This is a genomic window from Nostoc sp. DedQUE12b (assembly GCF_034530835.1).
Classification (GTDB): domain Bacteria; phylum Cyanobacteriota; class Cyanobacteriia; order Cyanobacteriales; family Nostocaceae; genus Nostoc.
This window is the reverse complement of record NZ_JAVRCI010000026.1, coordinates 64889-84718: the sequence shown is the minus strand read 5'-3', so window position 1 is coordinate 84718 and position 19830 is coordinate 64889. Positions and strand designations below refer to the sequence as shown.

11 protein-coding genes and 1 riboswitch are annotated in these 19830 nt (G+C 41.7%); of the genes, 6 read left to right on the top strand and 5 right to left on the bottom strand.

Going from position 1 to position 19830, the window contains the following annotated elements; genetic code table 11:
* Positions 1 to 2: 2 nt before the first annotated feature.
* A riboswitch (cyclic di-AMP (ydaO/yuaA leader) is annotated at positions 3 to 215 on the bottom strand.
* Between the two features lie 416 nt (positions 216 to 631).
* Entirely contained in the window at positions 632 to 1822 is a 1191-nt protein-coding gene (locus RMY16_RS15355; protein WP_322737111.1) for a sensor histidine kinase, read from the top strand.
* 226 nt (positions 1823 to 2048) lie between these two features.
* Here RMY16_RS15355 and RMY16_RS15350 read toward each other — a convergent pair whose 3' ends face one another.
* Positions 2049 to 4301 carry a glycoside hydrolase family 65 protein gene (locus RMY16_RS15350; protein WP_322737109.1) on the bottom strand — a complete coding sequence of 751 codons (2253 nt, stop codon included), beginning with the start codon at positions 4299 to 4301 and terminating at the stop codon, positions 2049 to 2051.
* Positions 4302 to 4707: 406 nt separating this feature from the next.
* Between RMY16_RS15350 and RMY16_RS15345 the strand changes: the two genes are divergently transcribed.
* The gene (locus RMY16_RS15345) at positions 4708 to 7377 is read left to right on the top strand and encodes an ATP-binding protein (RefSeq protein ID WP_322737107.1); all 2670 of its coding nucleotides are present in this window, start codon (positions 4708 to 4710) and stop codon (positions 7375 to 7377) included.
* Between the two features lie 312 nt (positions 7378 to 7689).
* Here the strand turns inward: RMY16_RS15345 and RMY16_RS15340 are convergent, their stop codons facing one another.
* The 3 genes from RMY16_RS15340 to RMY16_RS15330 form a co-directional block, all read right to left on the bottom strand.
* Positions 7690 to 8391, bottom strand: coding sequence for a helix-hairpin-helix domain-containing protein (locus tag RMY16_RS15340; protein WP_322737106.1), 702 nt, complete (start codon positions 8389 to 8391; stop codon positions 7690 to 7692).
* A gap of 24 nt (positions 8392 to 8415) precedes the next feature.
* On the bottom strand, positions 8416 to 8757 hold the full coding sequence (locus RMY16_RS15335; protein ID WP_322668001.1) for an NINE protein: 342 nt from the start codon (positions 8755 to 8757) through the stop codon (positions 8416 to 8418).
* Positions 8758 to 9412: 655 nt separating this feature from the next.
* A complete protein-coding gene (locus RMY16_RS15330) occupies positions 9413 to 9808 on the bottom strand; it encodes a hypothetical protein (protein ID WP_322668000.1) in 396 nt (131 codons plus the stop codon).
* Positions 9809 to 10387: 579 nt separating this feature from the next.
* Here RMY16_RS15330 and RMY16_RS15325 point away from each other — a divergent pair.
* From RMY16_RS15325 to RMY16_RS15315, 3 genes are all read left to right on the top strand, one after another.
* Positions 10388 to 10741 carry a hypothetical protein gene (locus RMY16_RS15325; RefSeq protein WP_322737104.1) on the top strand — a complete coding sequence of 118 codons (354 nt, stop codon included), beginning with the start codon at positions 10388 to 10390 and terminating at the stop codon, positions 10739 to 10741.
* A 411-nt stretch (positions 10742 to 11152) separates the two neighbouring features.
* Positions 11153 to 12505 carry a histidine phosphatase family protein gene (locus tag RMY16_RS15320; RefSeq protein WP_322737102.1) on the top strand — a complete coding sequence of 451 codons (1353 nt, stop codon included), beginning with the start codon at positions 11153 to 11155 and terminating at the stop codon, positions 12503 to 12505.
* 174 nt (positions 12506 to 12679) lie between these two features.
* Positions 12680 to 14029: a dihydroorotase gene (locus tag RMY16_RS15315; RefSeq protein WP_322737100.1), complete on the top strand. Its 1350-nt coding sequence runs from the start codon at positions 12680 to 12682 to the stop codon at positions 14027 to 14029.
* 438 nt (positions 14030 to 14467) lie between these two features.
* On the opposite strand, the gene RMY16_RS15310 is transcribed toward RMY16_RS15315, so the two are convergent.
* A complete protein-coding gene (locus tag RMY16_RS15310) occupies positions 14468 to 14992 on the bottom strand; it encodes an isochorismatase family cysteine hydrolase (protein WP_322667996.1) in 525 nt (174 codons plus the stop codon).
* A 239-nt stretch (positions 14993 to 15231) separates the two neighbouring features.
* On the opposite strand from RMY16_RS15310, the gene RMY16_RS15305 reads away from it, so the two are divergent.
* Entirely contained in the window at positions 15232 to 19821 is a 4590-nt protein-coding gene (locus tag RMY16_RS15305; protein WP_322737098.1) for a PAS domain S-box protein, read from the top strand.
* Positions 19822 to 19830 lie beyond the last annotated feature (9 nt).

The window sequence follows — 19830 nt, the reverse complement described above, 5'->3', positions numbered from 1 at the left end:
CTTCAGTCTCCTCTCAATGCCTACGAAGTTAGCTGACGGGCTAGGGCTGAGAGATACCCTTCTTTTTAGAGTGCTGAGTACCGAGTGCTGAGTGCTGAGTTAACTCTTCACTTCTCACTTTTAACTCCTCACTTTCTATGAGATACGCCCCACAATTTGGTTCCTCCGCTCCAGCGTTATGCACTGTGACACGCTGAATTAGGCTGACTTACTCTAATGGATACTAAATTATGCACAATATAACATCGATGCTCAGTAAAAGCCATCTATCTTCTGAAAAATATTGTTTATTTTAATACTTGAATTAAGCATTTTTGACTGGTTACTAGTAACAAATATAATCTACGTATTTAGTTGTGGTGTGAGTTAACTCCTCAAACAGACAGCTAAACAAGATAGTCAAGCCAAGTATTAAAAATGTTACGTGCTTAATTAATATTTTTTAATAGAAAACAAATATATTTGTAAAATTTTATGCACAACTACTTAATTAGTAAACAAAATAATATGTATAATTTATTCCTTTTGGTAGGTGAACTAAATTGTTAAATTTGGTAAAAACCCACTGCACTCGCTAAACTAATTGGATATGGAAGTTTACTCATCTATCTCCTAGCTGATATTTAACATAATGGATTTTAGTCAAGTACTGGCTGAAAAAACGGATACCATCCTCGATAAATGGATTCTAGCAGTTCGTAAGGATAGACGGATTGAAAGTGCTGATGACCTATCTTACACAGCGGTAAAGGATCACATCCCTGATGTTTTGAAAGCAATGGTGACAGTGCTTTCAAAACATCAGGATAATGATATTCAGTCAATAGTTACTGCCAGTTTTCAACATGGAGCGATTCGAGCCGAACAAGGCTTTGATCCAGCAGAAATTGCCAGAGAATATCATCTGCTACGAACAGTAATATTTGATGCTCTACAACCAGATTTATTAGAGGGAATCCCGTCAGAGATAATTCGTTCCATGCGTTTGATTGACGCTATTATAGACGAAGCGATCGCTCGATGTTTTAAGAGTTATGTTGAGGAACGCTTGCGGGACTTACAGCAGTTGCAAGCATCACTAACGCTCCATAATGAGGAACTTACGCGGTTAATTAGCGCCAATCAAGAGTATCTTTCCCAATTAGCCCACGAATTAAAACATCCTCTAACTTCTATTATTGGTTATTCCGATCTGTTTTTACGCCAACAACGACGAAAGGCTGATATAAAAGATAACTATTCTAATTTAGAACATATTGAGCGGGTACTACGCAATGGTAGACAGTTACTCCATTTAATCAATGATGTACTAGAACTTTCCCGCTATGAAGCAGGACAGATAAAAATCCAATTAGCGCCTACCAATGTGCGGGAATTAATCGATAATGTCTGTCAAATGTTGGAACCTTTAGCTGCGGGAAAAAATTTACAAATCGTTGTCGATTGCGATCGCGCTCCCGAAAAGCTAATTACAGACTCTTTTCAATTACAACAGATTATTACAAATCTTATTAGTAATGCAATTCGTTATACAGAGTTGGGGACTATTATTATCATGTGTCAGGTGTTGGAGAATCAAAGATGGGCGATCGCAGTTTCTGATACTGGAGTTGGCATTGCTCCCGAAAACCAAGCCCAGATATTTGAACCTTACTTTCGCGTCAGTTCTAGCGATCGCCCCTATCTTCCTGATAGTACAGGATTGGGATTAGCGATCGTTTCACGGTTGGTAAAACTATTGCAAGGTCAAATTAACCTAGCCTCGCAGGTAGGTGTTGGCTCTACTTTCACCGCAATTTTTCCTCTAAAAGTGGAGTTTTAAAAGTATTGGGCGACTGGAAGTCGCCAGCTACACAAACCAAAGTCCACCTGCGTGGACTACTATTTCGATATAGCCCAGTCATATCATGTCCGCTTGATTACTTATTAAACCCGAAGAACCCCACCCCGCCAAAGCTATGCTTTGTCTCCCCTCCCGAAGAGCGGGGAGGGGCTGGGGGTGGGGTGCAATGACTGTGGAAATCATAACTAATTATACGGACATGATATTAGACAATTTTCGAGCGTGTATCTGCCAAGGTGGGAACTTTAACTTCTGTTTCAGTTCCTAAGTCAAAGTCATACCACTCGTTACGCCATTGCAGGCGAAACTTCAAACGCGTCCAGTTGGGTGGTAGATTGGGACAAGCAATGGGGCCAAATTGAGTCATGCGAATGCCGCCAAACCCAAAAACTACTGCTTGCCATACTCCTCCAGCACTGGCGGCGTGAATTCCTTCGGCGGCGTTCAGTCTCACATCCTCTAAGTCTACCAAGGCCGATCGCAGAAAGTGTGTATAAGCTTCAGTTGGTTGATTGAGGTCGCAAGCTAAAATAGCGTTAATGGCTGGGCCTAATGAAGAACCATAACTGTGGTCGGTGCGTTGGGTGTAATAGTCCCAGTTGGTGGCGAGAGTTTGATGGTCATAACGTTCGCGCAGTAAATACAAGAGCATCAATACATCTGGCTGTTTGAGAATCTGCTTTTGGCTGGTAGCTTCAATTCCCAACAAACCTTGTAGAGATTTGCTGCGCGGTTCGTAATCAGCAAGGTTAACGTCTTCTAGCTGGAAAAAGCCTTCAAATTGCTCAATTAAACCAGTTTGAGCATCTTCATTGACAAATAGACGCTCTTGAATTTCTGCCCAGTGGTGTAGACGCTCTGTGGTTAAGTTGAGTTTTTGCACCAATTGTGCCGAGGTTTCAGGGTAAGCTTGTTTGAGCCAATCCCACAGCCCCAAAGCTGACTGCAAATGCCACTGTACCATGAGATTAGTGAAGGCATTATTATCGACGCGATCGTGATATTCATCGGGGCCAATTACATCTAGGATGTCATAGCTGTGGCGCTCTTGGTTCCACTGCACCCGACTTTCCCAGAAAACAGCCGTATCAAGAATAATTTCTGCGCCATAATCGCGCATCCAGTCATCATCGTTGGTAGTCTGCCAGTAGTGCAAAATTGCATAAGCGATATCTGCGGTGATATGCACTTCAATGTCACCGCACCAGATGCGGATTAATTCACCGTTGGCAGCTGGAACCCAACGCGGAGTTACTTCATTGCCAGTAGTAGCACTTTCCCAAGCATACATCGCTCCTTGATAACCGGCTTCTTGAGCTTTGCGTCTGGCTCCTGGTAGGGTGTGGTAACGGTAGGTGAGCAAGTTACGTGCTAGAGCTGGTTGAGTTAAGGTGAGGAAAGGTAGGATGAATATCTCTGTATCCCAAAAGATATGTCCGCTATAAGCAAAACCAGAGAGAGCTTTGGCAGGAATGCTTACCCGACTGTCGTGACGCGGCGTTACAGCTAGTAATTGAAAGAGATTGTAACGGACGCTCAATTGAGCCAAGCGATCGCCTTCTATAATAATGTCACTGTCTTGCCACACTTGCTCCCATGCAGTAATGTGAGCTGCCAATAAAGTAGTATATCTCGGTTCTTCAGCAAGTCTTTCTAAGGCGGCAGCAATGGGGATTTCTGTCTCTCGTGAAGTAAACAGGGTGACAATTTTTTCTACAGTTACCGTTTTTCCGGGATATAACTCTAAAGTGGTTGTCAAAGTGGGAGAAGCAGAAGTATTTTCGACGCTCACGGGTGCAGTCTCATCACCATCTACCACTAACTTAGCTGCCATCCCAAGTTGAATATTTGAGTGAAGAGTTGTACTGTTTAACCAAATAATCTGATTTATGCCACCTTGATTTAAAGTTCGCCAATGTTTGACGCCTTGGGTATGTGGTTCGCTGTCAAATCCAGCTTCAACGGTAATTTCACCCTCAAAGTCTACCGATGTAATTTGAGCGCGAATCGCCAAAACGTGTTGGTCTGCTAAACTGGCGAAACGCTCGAAGTGAAAATCTAGAGTATGACCATTAGGACTACGCCACCGCACATCACGGCTAACTAAACCTAAGCGTAAATCAAGCCGACGTTCGTAGTTGAGAATTTCACCACTGTCCATACTAAAGCGTTCGCCTGCTACTTTCACCACCAATGGCAGCCAGTTGGGACAGTTTACCAGTTCGGTATGAGTAATTATCACATCATCATAAACACCGTGGATGAGTACGCCTGGAAAATCTTGGGGATATTCTTCCTCAAATGTACCCCGCACTCCTAATAACCCATTACCAAGAGTGAAAACAGTTTCTTTATGATGTAACTGCGTCGGATTAAACTCCGTTTCAATAACGTTCCAGTCAGTATTGTCAATTAATTGCTGATTTTGTTGAGAATTGTGAGTGGATACGTTCAGCATGAGTGATAAAACCTATGTCTTGGGCTGGTTGTGGGCAGGATGCAGTAAAATTAGGAGCAATATTTAAATGATTAACTCCTTTTCTTTAGCGCCTAAACTAGAAGATAGCCTGAACGCCAAAAAACACGCTATTGATAACAGTAGCGTTTCAAATTTCATCTGTCTACAGTTAGATTTATTCAAAAATGCCAGACGCGATAAATCGCGTCTTTGTCTTTGTGATAGACGTTAGTCATATTTTTGGCTGGTAAAATTTACAGGTGCAGTTATGTAACGTTTTGTTCTTTTACCAGAAATGGTATATTGGCACTTGATCCGACCGAGTACAAACCATACATAGGCCCACAGGACAGCAAACTAGAGGTGTTGTACTCAGTACTACAGGACAGGAAGGGGAAGTGGGCAGATGAATAAAAATACTGGGCAAGATAATGTTTTTTCCCTGTTTAAAGGCGTAGCTCTAAATCGCATTTTGGTAGCGTTGTTTGTGCTGCAAATTCTGCTAGCTGTGGGATTGACTGCATACTTATCAATCCACAATGGGCAAAAGGCAGTCAATGAGGTAGCTAGCGAATTGCGTCATGAAGTTGCCAATCGAGTCGAGCAGAATTTGCAAACTTATTTGGCAACGCCGCGTCAGGTATTACGCAGTAATCAAAATCTCATTAATATGGGGTTGCTGAACATAGAAAATCTGGCAACCTGGGAGTCATACTTAATAGAGCAGTTAAAGATTTTTCCAGATGCTTTGGCAATAGCTGCAAGCAATGAACAGCAAGAGTATCTAGCGGTAGAGAAGCTCAACGATCGCCAATCTTTACTCAGAAAAGCTGGAAAGTCAACTGGGTACGATCTCTATACTTACAGAATTGACTCTCAAGGTGAACGTACTCAACTACCAGAGGTAATCAAAAACTATGATGCGCGATCGCTTCCTGATTATCTCACAGCAGTTACCGCTAAAAAATTCAGCTTTAGTCAGATTTTTACACCCCGCACTGAACCAACACTTTTAATTAGTGCTTCTCTTCCCATCTATAACTCCCAAGGTGAACTACTCGGAGTCAACAGCACTCTCACTCACCTATCCCAAATTGGGGATTTGCTGCAAAACATCAAAGTTGGCAAGTCTGGGCAAATTTTTATTATCGAGCGATCGGGGCTATTAGTTGCAAGTTCTACAACTGAAGAACCATTCCGCTTCCAAAATGGTAAACCTATTAGGTTGAAAGCTTCCCAGAGCGGGAATTCTTTGACTCAAGCAACCGCTAAATACTTAAAAACTAAATTTAATAACTTTGACCAAATTCAAACTTTACAGCAACTAGATTTTTCCTTTGACGGCAAACGACAATTTTTAGAAGTTAGACCCTTCGAGGGCGAACAAAATGTCAACTGGTTGATTATTGTGGCTGTCCCAGAAGCAGACTTTATGGGGCAAATTAATCGCAACATTCAAACTACAATTTTTCTCTGTTTGGGAACATTGGGACTAGCGATTATATTGGGGATTGTCACCGCCCGGTGGATTACTGTGCCAATTTTGCACTTCAGCAGGGCGACAAAAGATTTAACTGATTTTACCAACAGCGAAGACTCAGTGGTAAAAGTACAAGGCATTAAAGAATTAGAGGTGCTGGCTGGATCTTTTAATGAAATGGCGCAAAGTTTACGCAAAACCTTTACTACACTGATTAGCAAAAATGAAGACTTAGAACTGCAAGTTAAGCAGCGAACTCAAGAATTACAGCACAAGGTTGAAGAACGCATTAACAGTGAGCAAAAACTAGCCCAGCATCATCAAGTACTAACAGAACTGGCAAATCACAAAGCGATTTTTGAAGGAAATCTGGAAACAGCATTCAAAGTCATCACAGAAAAAGCAGCCAATGCCTTAGAAGTAGAACGAGTGAGTGTATGGTTATTCAATAGCGATGACGACGGCGGGCTGCGCCAACGCACCAAGCTACAATGCATAAGCCTCTATGAACGTAGCAATCAGAAACATTCGGCAGGTTTAGAACGTAATCTTGCAGATTATTTCATCTACTTTAAAGCCCTATTAGCTTCTGGTACTATTGCCGCCTCCGACACTCGCACCGATCCACGGGTACAAGAATTATGGGATAAATTGCTCGAACCAAATAATATTGTCTCCTTAATTGATACCAGTCTTTGGGTTGGGGGGAAAATGGTGGGAACAATATTGTCTGAACAGGTTGATATTCCTCGGAAATGGGAACAGAGCGAGCAAAACTTTATTAGAGCAATCGCGGAAATTGTCGCTCTAACTTTAGAAGTAGGCGATCGCAAACGCGCAGAATCCGCGCTACGTGAGGCTAAAGAAAGCGCCGAAGTCGCAAATCGTGCTAGAAGAACCTTTTTAGTAAACATCAACCACGATCTGAGAAATCCTTTAAACTCAATTTTGGGAATCACAGAGGCACTCAAAGATCAAGTGTACGGCCCTGTGAGTGAAGAACAGCGCCAATCGCTAGATATGCTCGAATCTAGCGGTAAGGATCTACTAGAATTAATTAACCGAATCCTTGACGTTACTGACACCGAATCCAGCAAGATAGAACTGCAATTAGCTGCCACTTCGATTCAGGGAATATGTGACTTCTGCTTGAGTTTTGTCAAAGATTTAGCCTTCCAGAAAAATATCCGTTTGAGGGCACAAATACCTGAAGAACTCGAACCCATCCAAGTCGATGAACGCCGTATTCGCCAAGTATTTATCAACTTGTTGAGTAATGCGATCAAGTTTACTAAAGAAGGAGGCGAAGTTTGGATTGAAGTCCAGCCAAGTTCTACCAATGAATATATCTTTATCAGTGTGGTAGATACTGGTATTGGGATGCTTTCTGATGATCTTTTTAAATTATTTCAACCTTTTGTGCAAGTTGAAACTGCCTCTAACCATCGTTCTCCAGGCAGTGGTTTAGGATTGGTGATGGTGCAAAAAATTGTCGAGTTGCACGGTGGAACTGTCCACGCCGAAAGTCAGTTAGGTAAAGGTAGTCGATTTACTGTCAAACTTCCTTGGAAAAAGGCGGAGGAATGGAGAGTCTAAGAGGTTGTTTGAAAAGTGATATGTTGCAATTTTAATCGAATTATTACCCCCCTTAATCCCCCCGATGTATTGGGGGGAAACAAGAAAATCCGGTTCCCTCCCCTTTATAAGGGGAGGGTTAGGGTGGGGTAAAAAAGTCTAAGAGGTTGTTTTAAAAGTGGTATGTTGTAATTTTAATCGAATTATTACCCCCCTTAATCCCCCCGATGTATTGGGGGGAAACAAGAAAATCCGGTTCCCTTTATAAGGGGAGGGTTAGGGTGGGGTAAAAAAATATTTGATATACATCAATCATGACTTTGCAAACAGCCTCTAAGCGATATGACGATAAGTATTAAATGGTAATCCAGTGCGCTGCTTCACATCAATCAATGATTTATACTCACCTCGTTGCTGCCTTTCAGCAACAATTTGTTGTGCGATCGCTCCATCTAATCCACAGGTAATTAATTCATCAGTTGAATATGTGTTTAATCGTTTCCAAGAAAAATCAGCTTCTTTTTTATAGTTGTAGCTAAAAGTAATTAGCGGTGTAATTCGAGTTACCTGCTTTTCAGGAATTCCGGCTATTTCTATTAACTCTTCTACATGAGTAAAAATATATCCTTCATTCAGTAAGGATTCAATATTATTTGCATAAACTATCGGCAGCCCTAAATAAGTAACTAATTCGTGTTTAGAGCATTCATTAATATCTATTTTATCACGAGTCTTTGCAACTAAATTTGCTAGCTCTTGTTCTTCAGGAATTGGTAAATTTTTTGGATAGGTTTTGACTAAATAAGACTTCTTGAGATAGAAGGCAACGCCAATTTGAGCCATCCAGATCGGAAATGCTAAACTATTTGCCGATAAAGCTAAAGCTAAAACAGAGGTGCTAATCCCTATGACAACCCAAGTTTTAGTCTTAGATTTATAACCTGCATAGGCAATGGCAAATCCTCCCAATGTCGGAATTAATGATAACCATACCCAAGCAGGAGTTTGCTGAAACCAAGATTTAGATTGTGACACGGTAAATCAACTGATGATTTTAATTTACAAAGATTTTAGAAGCTTTTGCCGCTTTTCTTCATACTCTTCTGCGGTAATTATTCCAGAATCAAAAAGATTTTTTAAATCAGCTAGCGCACTAGTTGCATCTTTTGCAGATACGGCTCCACCTGCGCTTGCTATGCCTTGATTATACTTTGTATTGAATTCGGGATCTGGCATTAAAACTAGGATGAAGAACTCAACAAAGGCTATTAAAGATGGAATACAAGTCCAAAAAAACAATAAGTACAAAATACCTGCTACATTTTGTCCTAAATAAAATTTGTGGATTCCTAACCAGCCACCAAAAAAGCAAAGTATAATTGCTGTAGATTTAGTCTTCATAGTATTTTATTCCTTAATTAACTCTAATAAATATCTATTGACATACAATACAACCAAACTTTTTGACCTTTTTTGATTATTTATCTGTTTTGCTAGTGATTTTTGCCGTCAAAAAGTAAATAACGATTATACATAGTTGACATTCCATTAAGACTAAATATCCTTTAACTATGTAGTTTAAATCTAGATAGGAATTTAAATAAAAAATCAGAGAACCAATTGCTAGATATGGAAGTAAACGCAACTGATGGAATTTAAGGTTTAGTTTTTGGTTATTTAAGTCGCTCATCAGGGGATAAAATTGTATTGAACAATAATTACTTATAAACAATTTATGTATTATTACAAAGTTGTTTATTGGAACAAATATTGACTGTATTTAAAGGTAATTTTAATTAGTCATTATCTGTTAAACCTCACGAATTTTACTGAATTTACTTATAGGTTCATCAATATATTTACGTAAAGCTTCTGATGACTAAAGTAAAATACACACCAGAACAATCACTTAAGTTTTGCTTTCTTTGCTGTTCTAGACAAAAAAATGATGCAAAATTCAAGCATGACAGCGATTAGCAGTTCTTGTTCTACTTTGCTGCACTCCTGCTCATGCCTAAAATCTTGCTAATAACAAGCTTTAATTTGAGGATGCTTTTTATGCAGTTTTAACATCCTTAATAGCTGTTTCTTCTGAAGTTGATTTCAAGCGGGTTGCTCTGCTTTTACGGATGCGATCGCTTTTGCGAACACCACCCGCCATCTGATACTCATGGCTGTCTTTACCGTACTTAAAGGCAACTCCCAGGAGCATTTTTTCATTCAGATCGCTCAAAGTTTTTTCCAACTCTTTCATCTCGTTTTTGTAAGAGTCAATCACAGCCAAAGTTGTATTATAAGCATCTATTTTACTGCGGTATTGCTGAATGACTTGTGCGACATTTTGCAAGTTGCGAGCATCCCCAAAATCCATACTGGGATCGATTGCTTTGAGTCCGGCGATTCTCAATTCAGCTTTTTCTAGAACGCGATATGTACGCTTTTGACGAGGCATAATTATGTTCTTTTTATGGTGTTCTAGAGCTAGCTTGCCTTACCAAAGCGTAATTTTGGTTGCGTAAAATCCACAGAAATTGGTGTCGCTTGTAACAATAGTCTCAGCAATATCAACTAAAACTATGATGTTTGTAACAAAAATCGTAGTGATAGTAACTAAATTTGTAATATTGTAACGAAAATTATGATGTTTGTAACAAAAATCGTAGTGATGGTAACTAAACTTGTTATTTTAGTAACAAATTTGTCAGATTGTAACAAAAATTGTCGTGATGGTCATTCAACAGCTTCACTCAAGCGATCGCTTTTGTGCCACTGTTAAATATCCTTAATTTAATGTTGGCGTACTAGCTCAACGAACTTAACTGCGATCGCTAAAAAACTGAACCAGATAATCCGACTTTCAAAGAGATGCCAAAGTTATAACTTGTTAATCCCTAAAACAGCAAAAATCATTGACACGCTAAGTATATACGCAATAAAATTATTATAGTTGAACCTAACAATAGAGTTAATCAAAATACTTTTCCCAGAGAATAATAGACAAGCAATATTAAAAATAATTGGGGTAAAACAAATGAACGCCAAAGTTATTGCTTTCTTGGGGATTACGGCAGCCTTTGCAAGCTTAGGCAGCCAAGTCTACGCCCAATCACCAGCATCAAACCCAAATCCCGGACAATACAGATTAACTGGTGATTCTCTAGTTGGAATTGATCGCAAAACAGCCCAAGATGACTTTAGAACTTTTTTTGAGCAAACTAATCCAGCAAGTTTTTCCAACAATAATAGAACAGAAAATAAAGCTCCAGCTCAAATCCGCTTTAACGAATCATTATCACAGCCAGACACTTCAGTTTTCTTAGCGCCGGCTCAGTCAGGCAATGATAATGATGGATTGCAAGTACAGTTAGATATAGGGAGAGAATAAGCAAGTATAAAGGCTGACGTTGTAGTTTTAATTAATTATGCGTTGCCCAAAATCTTTGCTAATAATCTGTAAAGTTTCAATTAGTAAGGTCAACAAGTTCGTAGTAAGGACTTTAGTCTTGAATTTTTTAAGCACTAAAGTGCTTACTACAAACTTTTCATTACTAGGTTAGACATTGTACTAGGCACAATTACGAAATTATTTCCACATCATTTTCAGTCTTGTTTTTTTACTTAAATCAAAATAGCTTTATTAGAAAACATCGTTCAGACAATCGCAGTTTTAGCCGATTTTATTGCCTCCTCTACCAGAATAAAATTTTGCACCAGACTCAATCCGCCCTCCTGAGTCGATAATTATGCAATCGTTTTGCAGTAAAATTAATCGTCAAGATAAGAGGAGGGCTTTGAGATGACTCGTGTCATCATTGTGCGCCACGGTCAAAGCGGTTATAACACCGAGCGGCGTATCCAAGGACGCACTGATGCGTCAACATTAACCGAAAAAGGTCGTAATGATGCAAGTCTTGTAGGCAAAGCCCTCAGCAATATCTTATTTAATGCGATTTACAGCAGCCCTTTACAACGGGCAAAACATACAGCAGATATTATCCATAGTGAGTTAGCTACTCATACTGAACAATCTGCTGTACTCCAAGTTTCTGATTTGCTGCTAGAAATCGACCTGCCTTTATGGGAAGGGCTGTTAACTGCCCAAGTAAAAGAAAAATTTGCCGAAGATTACCGTACTTGGCATCAACACCCCGACGAACTGCGGATGCTGCTTAATGATGCACAAGGGACAAGAGAACATTTTCCCGTTCTTGCTTTATACGAACAAGCACGGCAGTTTTGGCAAGAAATTTTGTCTCAACATCAAGGCGAAACTATTCTGATCGTGGGACATAACGGAATTAATCGCGCCCTAATTAGCACAGCGTTAGGAATTCCTCCCAGTCGCTACCATTCAATACAGCAATCTAACTGTGGTATCACCGTATTAAACTTTGCTGGAGGATTGGGCGAACCAGTCCAGCTAGAATCCTTAAATCAGACGCAACACACCGGAGAAACTCTACCCTCATTGCGACCGGATCATCAAGGAGTAAGATTGTTACTAGTGCGTCACGGTGAAACCGACTGGAATCGCCAAACCAGGTTTCAAGGACAAATTGATGTCCCACTCAACGACAACGGTAGACAACAGTCGCAAAAAGCAGGTGAATTTCTTCAAGACGTAGACATTAATTTTGCTGTAAGTAGCACCATGCTGCGCCCGAAAGAAACAGCAGAGATTATCTTAAAACAACATCCTAATGTAAAGTTAGAATTGCAAGATGGTTTAAGAGAAATCAGTCATGGTCTCTGGGAAGGAAAATTAGAAACAGAGATAGAACAAGAGTTTCCGGGAGAATTGCAGCGATGGCGGCTGATCCCAACGCAAGTGCAAATGCCTGAAGGCGAGAACTTGCAACAGGTGTGGGAACGCAGCGTTGCAGCTTGGCAATCAATTCTGCAAGCAGCATCAAATAATCAATCCAAAACTGTATTAGTAGTAGCTCATGACGCTACTAACAAAACCTTGCTTTGTCACATTCTGGGTTTATCGCTGGAAAACTTCTGGAGTTTTCGTCAGGGTAATGGTGCAGTCAGTGTAATCGACTACCCTGCTGGCATCGAAGGTTTACCAGTACTGCAAGCGATGAATATCACCTATCACTTTGGTGGAGGCGTACTAGATAAAACAGCAGCAGGGGCCTTGTGAAAAAGTTAGGAGTGAGAAGTTAGGAGTTAGGAATAAAGTTAGGAGTGAAAAATTATGAGTGATGAATAAAGTTAGAAGTGATGAGTGAGGAGCCAATAACTCCTAACTCTTAACTCCTAACTCCTAACTCTTAACTCCTAACTCTTAACTCCTAACTCATAACTAAAAACTTTTATGACTGAACTGCTGCAAAAAGTACGAGTGATTGACCCTGTTTCTGAAATCGACGAACTCTTTGATGTGCTGATTGCTGATGGTTATATCCGAGAAGTGGCTTCGCACATTTCTGACATCGCTTCCGATACTCAAATCAGAGATTGTCAAGGATTAGTTCTCGGCCCTGGATTAGTGGATTTGTACAGCCACTCTGGTGAACCTGGCTTTGAAGAACGAGAAACCCTCTTGTCTTTCTTACAAGCTGCTGCTGCTGGCGGCTTTACTAGAGTTAGCATTTTACCTGATACATCCCCAGTTATTGATAACCCTGCGCTTGTGGCACAGTTGCAGCAGAAGAGGGCAGAGGGGCAGAGGGGCAGCACTTCTCTACGAGAGGCTGCGCCAACGGCTACGCTCAGTGACCGAGGAGCAGAGAAGAGTTTGTCTCCCCTGCTCCCCCGCTCCCCTGCTCCCCTGCTTCATATCTGGGGTGCGATCACTGTAGATATTGCTGGGAAGCAGATGACGGAATTGGCAGATTTAGCGTCGGCTGGAGTTGTTGGTTTTACTGATGGTAAGCCCTTAGAAAATTTGGCGCTGGTGCGGCGAGTGTTAGAGTATCTCCAGCCTTTGGGCAAACCAGTCGCATTTTGGCCTAGCGATCGCCAGTTAGCAGCGAATGGTGTAATGAGAGAAGGGAAAGATGCTCTGCGTTTTGGTTTACCCCCAATTCCTGCCAGCGCTGAAACAACTGCGATCGCAGCTATGCTTGAATTGGTGGCAACCATCGGCACACCAGTCCATATCATGCGTGTCTCTACAGCTCGCAGCGTGGAATTAATTGCTTCAGCTAAGGCGGCTGCTTTACCGATCACCGCCAGCACCACCTGGATGCACCTTTTACTTGATACCAAAGCAGTTAAGAGTTATCACACCAGCTTGCATTTAGACCCACCTTTAGGTACTCCCAGTGATATGGCGGCCTTGCGTGCAGGGGTACGTGCGGGTGTAATTGATGCGATCGCTATCGATCACACACCCTACAGCTACGAAGAAAAAGTCCAAGCCTTTGCCGAAGCACCAGCTGGGGCAATTGGTTTAGAGCTAGCATTACCTTTACTGTGGCAATATCTTGTTGAAACTGAGGAATTTACAGCTTTAGAATTATGGCGGGCATTGAGTACCAATCCAGCGGAATGTTTAGGGCAAAAAGTAAGTGCGATCGTACCTCATCAACCAGCAGAACTTACTTTATTTGATCCCCAGCAACCCTGGAAAGTCGAACGGAAAAATCTTTATACACTTTCGCAAAATACACCTTGGTTTGGACAACAGTTGCAGGGTCATGTTGTCCAAACCTGGTGTTGAAAAAGCGTACTTCAAACTACGGAATATAACTAATACCCTAACAGATTAAGATAGATTCCCTTTACTGCTTGAATTACTATTTTGTAAATTTGTATTTTACTGTAGTGATATTTGTCAGCATCCTCTAGCAAGACAAACTTACACTTACAGTAGTTCCTTTTTCAGGAATACTAGCAATTGTCAATTCACCACCATATAATTTAACTATATGCTAAACAATAGCCAGTCCTAAGCCAGAGCCTTGTTCTTTGCATAACTTTCGATTAAATTGTACAAAAGCTCCAATTTTATTAATCTCTTCATGACTAAGCTTTCAAACATCGGACTACGTTTATAAGACCAACCCTTGCGTAGGCGCAGCCCGCACTTCGGCTGCGCTCAGTGACACCGTAGGCATCGCAACAGCTTCAGGATATTAGCGATGATGCAAGACAAGGCTTATGACATCTCCTGAAGAATCTCATCAGTCATCTTAATTTGGTTTTTTCCTATATTACGCTTCAGCAAAAAAATACCTGCATTATGTGCTTGCTGACCACCGTGACTAGAGCAAGCATCCTCGATAATCACTGGTTCAATACCACGCTCAAAAGAATCAATTGCTGTTTTCAAAATACAGCTATCAGTCGCAATTCCACAAAGATATATTTTACTGATTTGATTGAGAAAAATAAAACTCGAAAAACTTTCTGTAAATGCAGAATAATAATGTTTATCAAAAACATTATTTATATATGGCTGAAGTTCATCAATAATGCTCGTTTCTGATTCTTGCATCAATCTTGACCAATGAATTAGTTTGACATAATTACTATCAGCCGTATTGATAAATCTTGTGAACTTAACGAGTTTTCCATCTGCTAGAAATCGCTCAATTAGTTTAATAACAGTAGGAATAATATGTCTGCATTTCTCAGACATAAAACCGTTTTGCATGTCTACTACAAGAAGTATTTCGCTCATTTGTGCCAGAATTTATTTAGATTAAGAGTTACGACGTTAAACGAAACAATATTATAAACTCCATCTGATAGCGTTGTAGGCGATGTAGTACAACGGCTCGTGAAGCGGACAAAAGCGCTAAATCCTTATCATGTTAGGGAAATCTGCTAGATTATTGCCAAGCGTTACATCAGGCTATTAACACGATGATATCAAGGTATAATTTTTTTGAAACGCGATCGCGTTTGTATTTTTAACTTATGAGTCATCCTTCTTGCCTCACGATCCTGCTGATTGATGATTGCGCTGAAGATCGAGAAGCATATCGTCGCTTTTTGGAGCAAGACAGCCTGTATACCTACCGCTTTTTGGAGTTTGAGGCGGGAAAGCCAGCACTGAAATGCTGTCAGCAGGAGATACCAGATATCGTTTTACTAGATTTTGCGTTACCCGATAGGGATGGACTGAAGTTTATTCAGCAATTTCGGGAATGCCATAGCAATACCCAAACTGCTGTGATTGTGCTGACAGAACAAGGGGATGAAATCAGTGCTGTGCGTGCGATGACAAGTGGTGTACAAGATTATCTGGTTAAAAAGAAACTCACACCTGAAGTTCTTCAAGGCGCAATTCATCATGCCGTTCAACGGATGGATTTGATTCGACAGTTAGAACAAAGTCGGGAACAGCAGCAACTGATTGCTGCGATCGCTTTACAGATTCGTCAGTGTGTGAAACTAGAAGAGATTCTGCGTACCACAGCCACAGAAGTGCGGCAGTTTCTCAAAGCAGACAGAGTAGTTATCTATCAATTTCAGCCGGATATGAGCGGTACAATTGTCGCAGAGTCAGTACTTCCTGGTTGGACAGTGGCTCTGGGAAAGCAGATTTTAGACACCTGCTTTTACAAGGGAACCGGAAGTGACTATCGCCAAGGGAAAAAACGAGCAATCGACGATATTTATCAAGCTGGCTTAACGAATTGTCATTTGCAACTTCTAGAACAATTTGAAGTCAAAGCCAATTTGGTAGTACCTATTTTGGTCAAAGAGCGATTATGGGGATTATTAATTGCTCACCAATGTAGTGCATCTCGCCATTGGCAATCAGTAGAACTAGATTTGTTGGATCAACTGGCGGTGCAAATAGCGATCGCCATTCAACAGGGAAGTTCTGATGAGCAAGTACAGGCAGAACTAGCAGAACGCCAACGGACAGAAGCAGCTCTCAAAGCCAGTGAAGAGAAACTCAAGCTTACCCTGAGTTTTGCTGGTATTGGTTATTGGGAGTTGAACCCAATCACCAATCAAATATTTGCTAGTGAGAACGCAATTCGCTGTTTTAGTTCCGATTTGAGTAGTGATGTGAATTGGACTTATGAAAAGTGGGCCAATCATTTATATCCAGAGGATCGAGAATGGGTTGAGCAAGAATTGAGGCAGGCGATCGCCACACAAACCGATTATGCAGTGGAATATCGAGTTGTCTGGCAAGATGGCAGCATTCATTGGGTATCGGCAAAAGGACGGGGAGTTTACGATGCAACCGGGCAATTGCTGCAAATGCTGGGCGTGCTAATGGATATCACAGAACGCAAGCTCTCGGAGGAGGAGCGGCGACGCACGCAGATGCTGCAAATTGAATTACGTCTTCTAGAGCAGATACTCGAGGTAGTTCTAGCAGGTTACTGGGACTGGGATATTCCAGGCAATCAGGAATACTTGAGTTTAACCTTCAAGCAGATGTTCGGCTATGAAGATCATGAGTTGGCAAATACACCAGAGAGCTGGCAACGCCTGATTTTTCCAGAGGATTTACCAGGTGTTCTGCAACTTTTTGAGCAACACATCCAAAGTCGTGGACAAATCCCCTATTACAATGAGGTGAGATATCGACATAAGGATGGTTCTACCGTTTGGGTCATTTGTTCCGGTCGTGTCATTGCCTGGGATCGAGACGGCAATCCCTTGCGGATGATTGGTTGCCATGTTGACATTACACAACGCAAACAAGCCGAACAGGAACTCATCCACAATCGAGATTTGCAAGAAGCAATTTTTAACGAATCTGCTGATGCCATCTTTCTGGTCGATCCGCAAACGCTGCTCACCTTGAATTGCAATCGGCGGGCAGTGGAAATGTTTGAGGCGGTTGACAAAGCTGAATTAGTCAATATCAGTGGGCAGACACTCCAGCTGCGTCCATTCACCGCCAGCGAAACAGATGCGAGCGTCAGAGATATGCAGTTAAAAGGTGTCTGGAGTCTAGAGATTGAATATGTTACTCTTCAGGGTAAAATTTTCTGGGGAAACATTGCAGCCAAGCCGATTACTGTAGCCGGACGTACCATGCATCTAGTCCGGATCGCTGATATCAGCGAACGGAAAGAGGCACAAGAGGCATTGGCAAAATATGCCTATGAGGTCGAAGATTTATACAATAATGCCCCTTGTGGCTACCATTCCCTTGACAGCGAAGGTCGATTGCTTAAGGTCAACGAGACTGAACTGCAATGGTTGGGTTATACCCGTGAAGAAATGATTGGCCAACCCCTGGTAAATTTTTTCACCCCAGCCAGTCGCTTGTCCTTCGCACAAAGCTATCCTCGCTTCAAAAAGCAGGGTTCGGTGAAGAATTTGGAGTTTGACATAGTTTGTAAAGATGGCACAATTTTGCCAGTGCTGGTAAGCGCTACTGCTGTCAAGGATGCTGAGGGTAACTATCTATATAGCCGCAGCACCCTGTTTGATGTCCGTGAGCGCAAACAGACTGCGCAAGAACTGGAAGAATCACGCAAAATGCTGCAAACGGTACTAGATACATTTCCGCAACGTGTTTTTTGGAAAGACCGCCAATCGCGGTTTATCGGTTGCAATCCGGCATTTATTCGCGATTTTCAATTGACAGCCGATGAAATTATCGGCAAGACCGATTTTGAATTACCTTGGGCAAAGTTAGCACACCTCTACTATGCAGACGATGCGATGGTGATGAACACCCAAACACCTAAACTAGGCTATGAGGAGCCATTTGAAGGGGATAATGGCAAACAACTCTGGCTACGAACTAATAAAGTTCCCCTGACCAATAATGTAGGAGAGGTGATTGGCATACTGGTATCTCACGAAGATATCACAGAACGCAAACAAGCCGAAGCACAATTGCGGCAAACGAATGAGCAGCTTGCTAACGCAAATATGGAACTTGCCCGTGCCACTCGCCTCAAAGATGAATTTCTTGCAAACATGAGCCATGAACTGCGAACACCTCTCAATGCGATTTTGGGTATGTCAGAAGGCTTACAAGAAAGTGTATTCGGTTCCCTTAATGAAAGACAAGCAAAAGCGATCGCCACTATTGAACGCAGTGGCAGACATTTACTAGAACTAATCAACGACATTCTAGACTTGTCTAAAATTGAATCTGGCAAACTGGAACTGCAACTAAGTGATGTTTCGGTTAGGAGCCTATGTGATACCAGCCTTGCCTTTGTCAAACAGATGGCTTTGAAAAAAAATATTCGTCTTATTACTCATATTTCTGACAATATTGCCAGCATCCAAGTAGACGATCGCCGCCTGCGCCAAGTACTAATCAACCTGCTAAGTAACGCTGTCAAGTTTACGCCAGAACGGGGATCTGTAACGCTAGAAGTCCGGCTGGAGGGGCAGGGGAGCAGGGGAGCAGCACTTCGACTACGCTCAGTGACCAGGGAGCAGGGGAGCAAGGGGGCAGGGAAAGCAAGGGAAGTAAATTCTTCCTTGTCTTCCTCATCTTCTCTAAATCTCTGCTTCCATATCACTGATACCGGCATTGGTATCGCCCCTGAAGAAATTAGCAAGCTGTTCCAGCCTTTTATCCAGCTTGACAGCAGCCTTAACCGCCAGTACAGTGGCACTGGTCTAGGTTTGGCACTGGTACAAAAGATTATTACCCTACATGGAGGAACAGTCTTAGTTAGCAGTGAAGTTGGAAAGGGAAGTTGTTTTACCGTCCGCATTCCCTACCGTACCAGCAGCAATAATGTTCTTAGGACGCAGGTAACTGCTTCATTACCCAGCTATCCCTTACTTGCTGAAAATGCTCAAGTTTTGATTATCGAAGATTCTGTGGCGGCAGCCGATCAGATTACTCGTTACTTCCGCGAGATGGGAATGCAACCCATCATCTATTCTCAAGGTGAAGGAGCCGTAGAAGAAGTGCTGCGAGTTCAACCTGCTCTAATCATTCTCGATCTGCAACTACCGAACCTATCGGGTTGGGAGGTGCTAAATCAACTCAAGATCAACCCAAAAACCAAAGATATTCCAACAATCATCATTTCAGTTATGGATGAGCATAGCAAAGGACTGGCTCAGGGAGCATTTGAATATCTGGTCAAACCCATTACCCGCGCTCAACTTCAGGTAACTATAGAGAAGCTACAACATCCTGCCCGTTCTGACTCGCCAAATTTAATTGTAGTGCCAGAAGTCTTTCTCGAGAATCCTTTGATTTTGCTGGCAGAAGATAATCAACCAAATATTGATACGATGTCTGCTTATCTTGAAAGTCGAGGGTATCATATCATTTTGGCAAATAATGGACAACAAGCTATTGACCTTGTGAGAGTTCAATGCCCCGACTTAATTGTGATGGACATCCAAATGCCGGGAATGGATGGGTTAGAAGCAATCCGCCGCATCCGTAACGATCGCCAATTTGCGCATATTCCCATAATTGCACTAACAGCATTAGCTATGCCCGGCGATCGCGAAACTTGTTTAGCCGCTGGGGCTAATGAATATTTGACCAAACCCATAAAACTTAAACAGCTTGTAACCACAATTCAACAACTTTTAGGAAGGTAGCGGAAATTC

Excerpts from the sequence above, each read along its gene's own strand:
- RMY16_RS15355 (WP_322737111.1), top strand. The coding sequence starts at position 632 with ATGGATTTTAGTCAAGTACTGGCTGAAAAAACGGATACCATCCTCGAT.
- RMY16_RS15350 (WP_322737109.1), bottom strand. The coding sequence starts at position 4,301 with ATGCTGAACGTATCCACTCACAATTCTCAACAAAATCAGCAATTAATT.
- RMY16_RS15345 (WP_322737107.1), top strand. The coding sequence starts at position 4,708 with ATGAATAAAAATACTGGGCAAGATAATGTTTTTTCCCTGTTTAAAGGC.
- RMY16_RS15335 (WP_322668001.1), bottom strand. The coding sequence starts at position 8,757 with ATGAAGACTAAATCTACAGCAATTATACTTTGCTTTTTTGGTGGCTGG.
- RMY16_RS15330 (WP_322668000.1), bottom strand. The coding sequence starts at position 9,808 with ATGCCTCGTCAAAAGCGTACATATCGCGTTCTAGAAAAAGCTGAATTG.
- RMY16_RS15325 (WP_322737104.1), top strand. The coding sequence starts at position 10,388 with ATGAACGCCAAAGTTATTGCTTTCTTGGGGATTACGGCAGCCTTTGCA.
- RMY16_RS15320 (WP_322737102.1), top strand. The coding sequence starts at position 11,153 with ATGACTCGTGTCATCATTGTGCGCCACGGTCAAAGCGGTTATAACACC.
- RMY16_RS15315 (WP_322737100.1), top strand. The coding sequence starts at position 12,680 with ATGACTGAACTGCTGCAAAAAGTACGAGTGATTGACCCTGTTTCTGAA.
- RMY16_RS15310 (WP_322667996.1), bottom strand. The coding sequence starts at position 14,992 with ATGAGCGAAATACTTCTTGTAGTAGACATGCAAAACGGTTTTATGTCT.
- RMY16_RS15305 (WP_322737098.1), top strand. The coding sequence starts at position 15,232 with ATGAGTCATCCTTCTTGCCTCACGATCCTGCTGATTGATGATTGCGCT.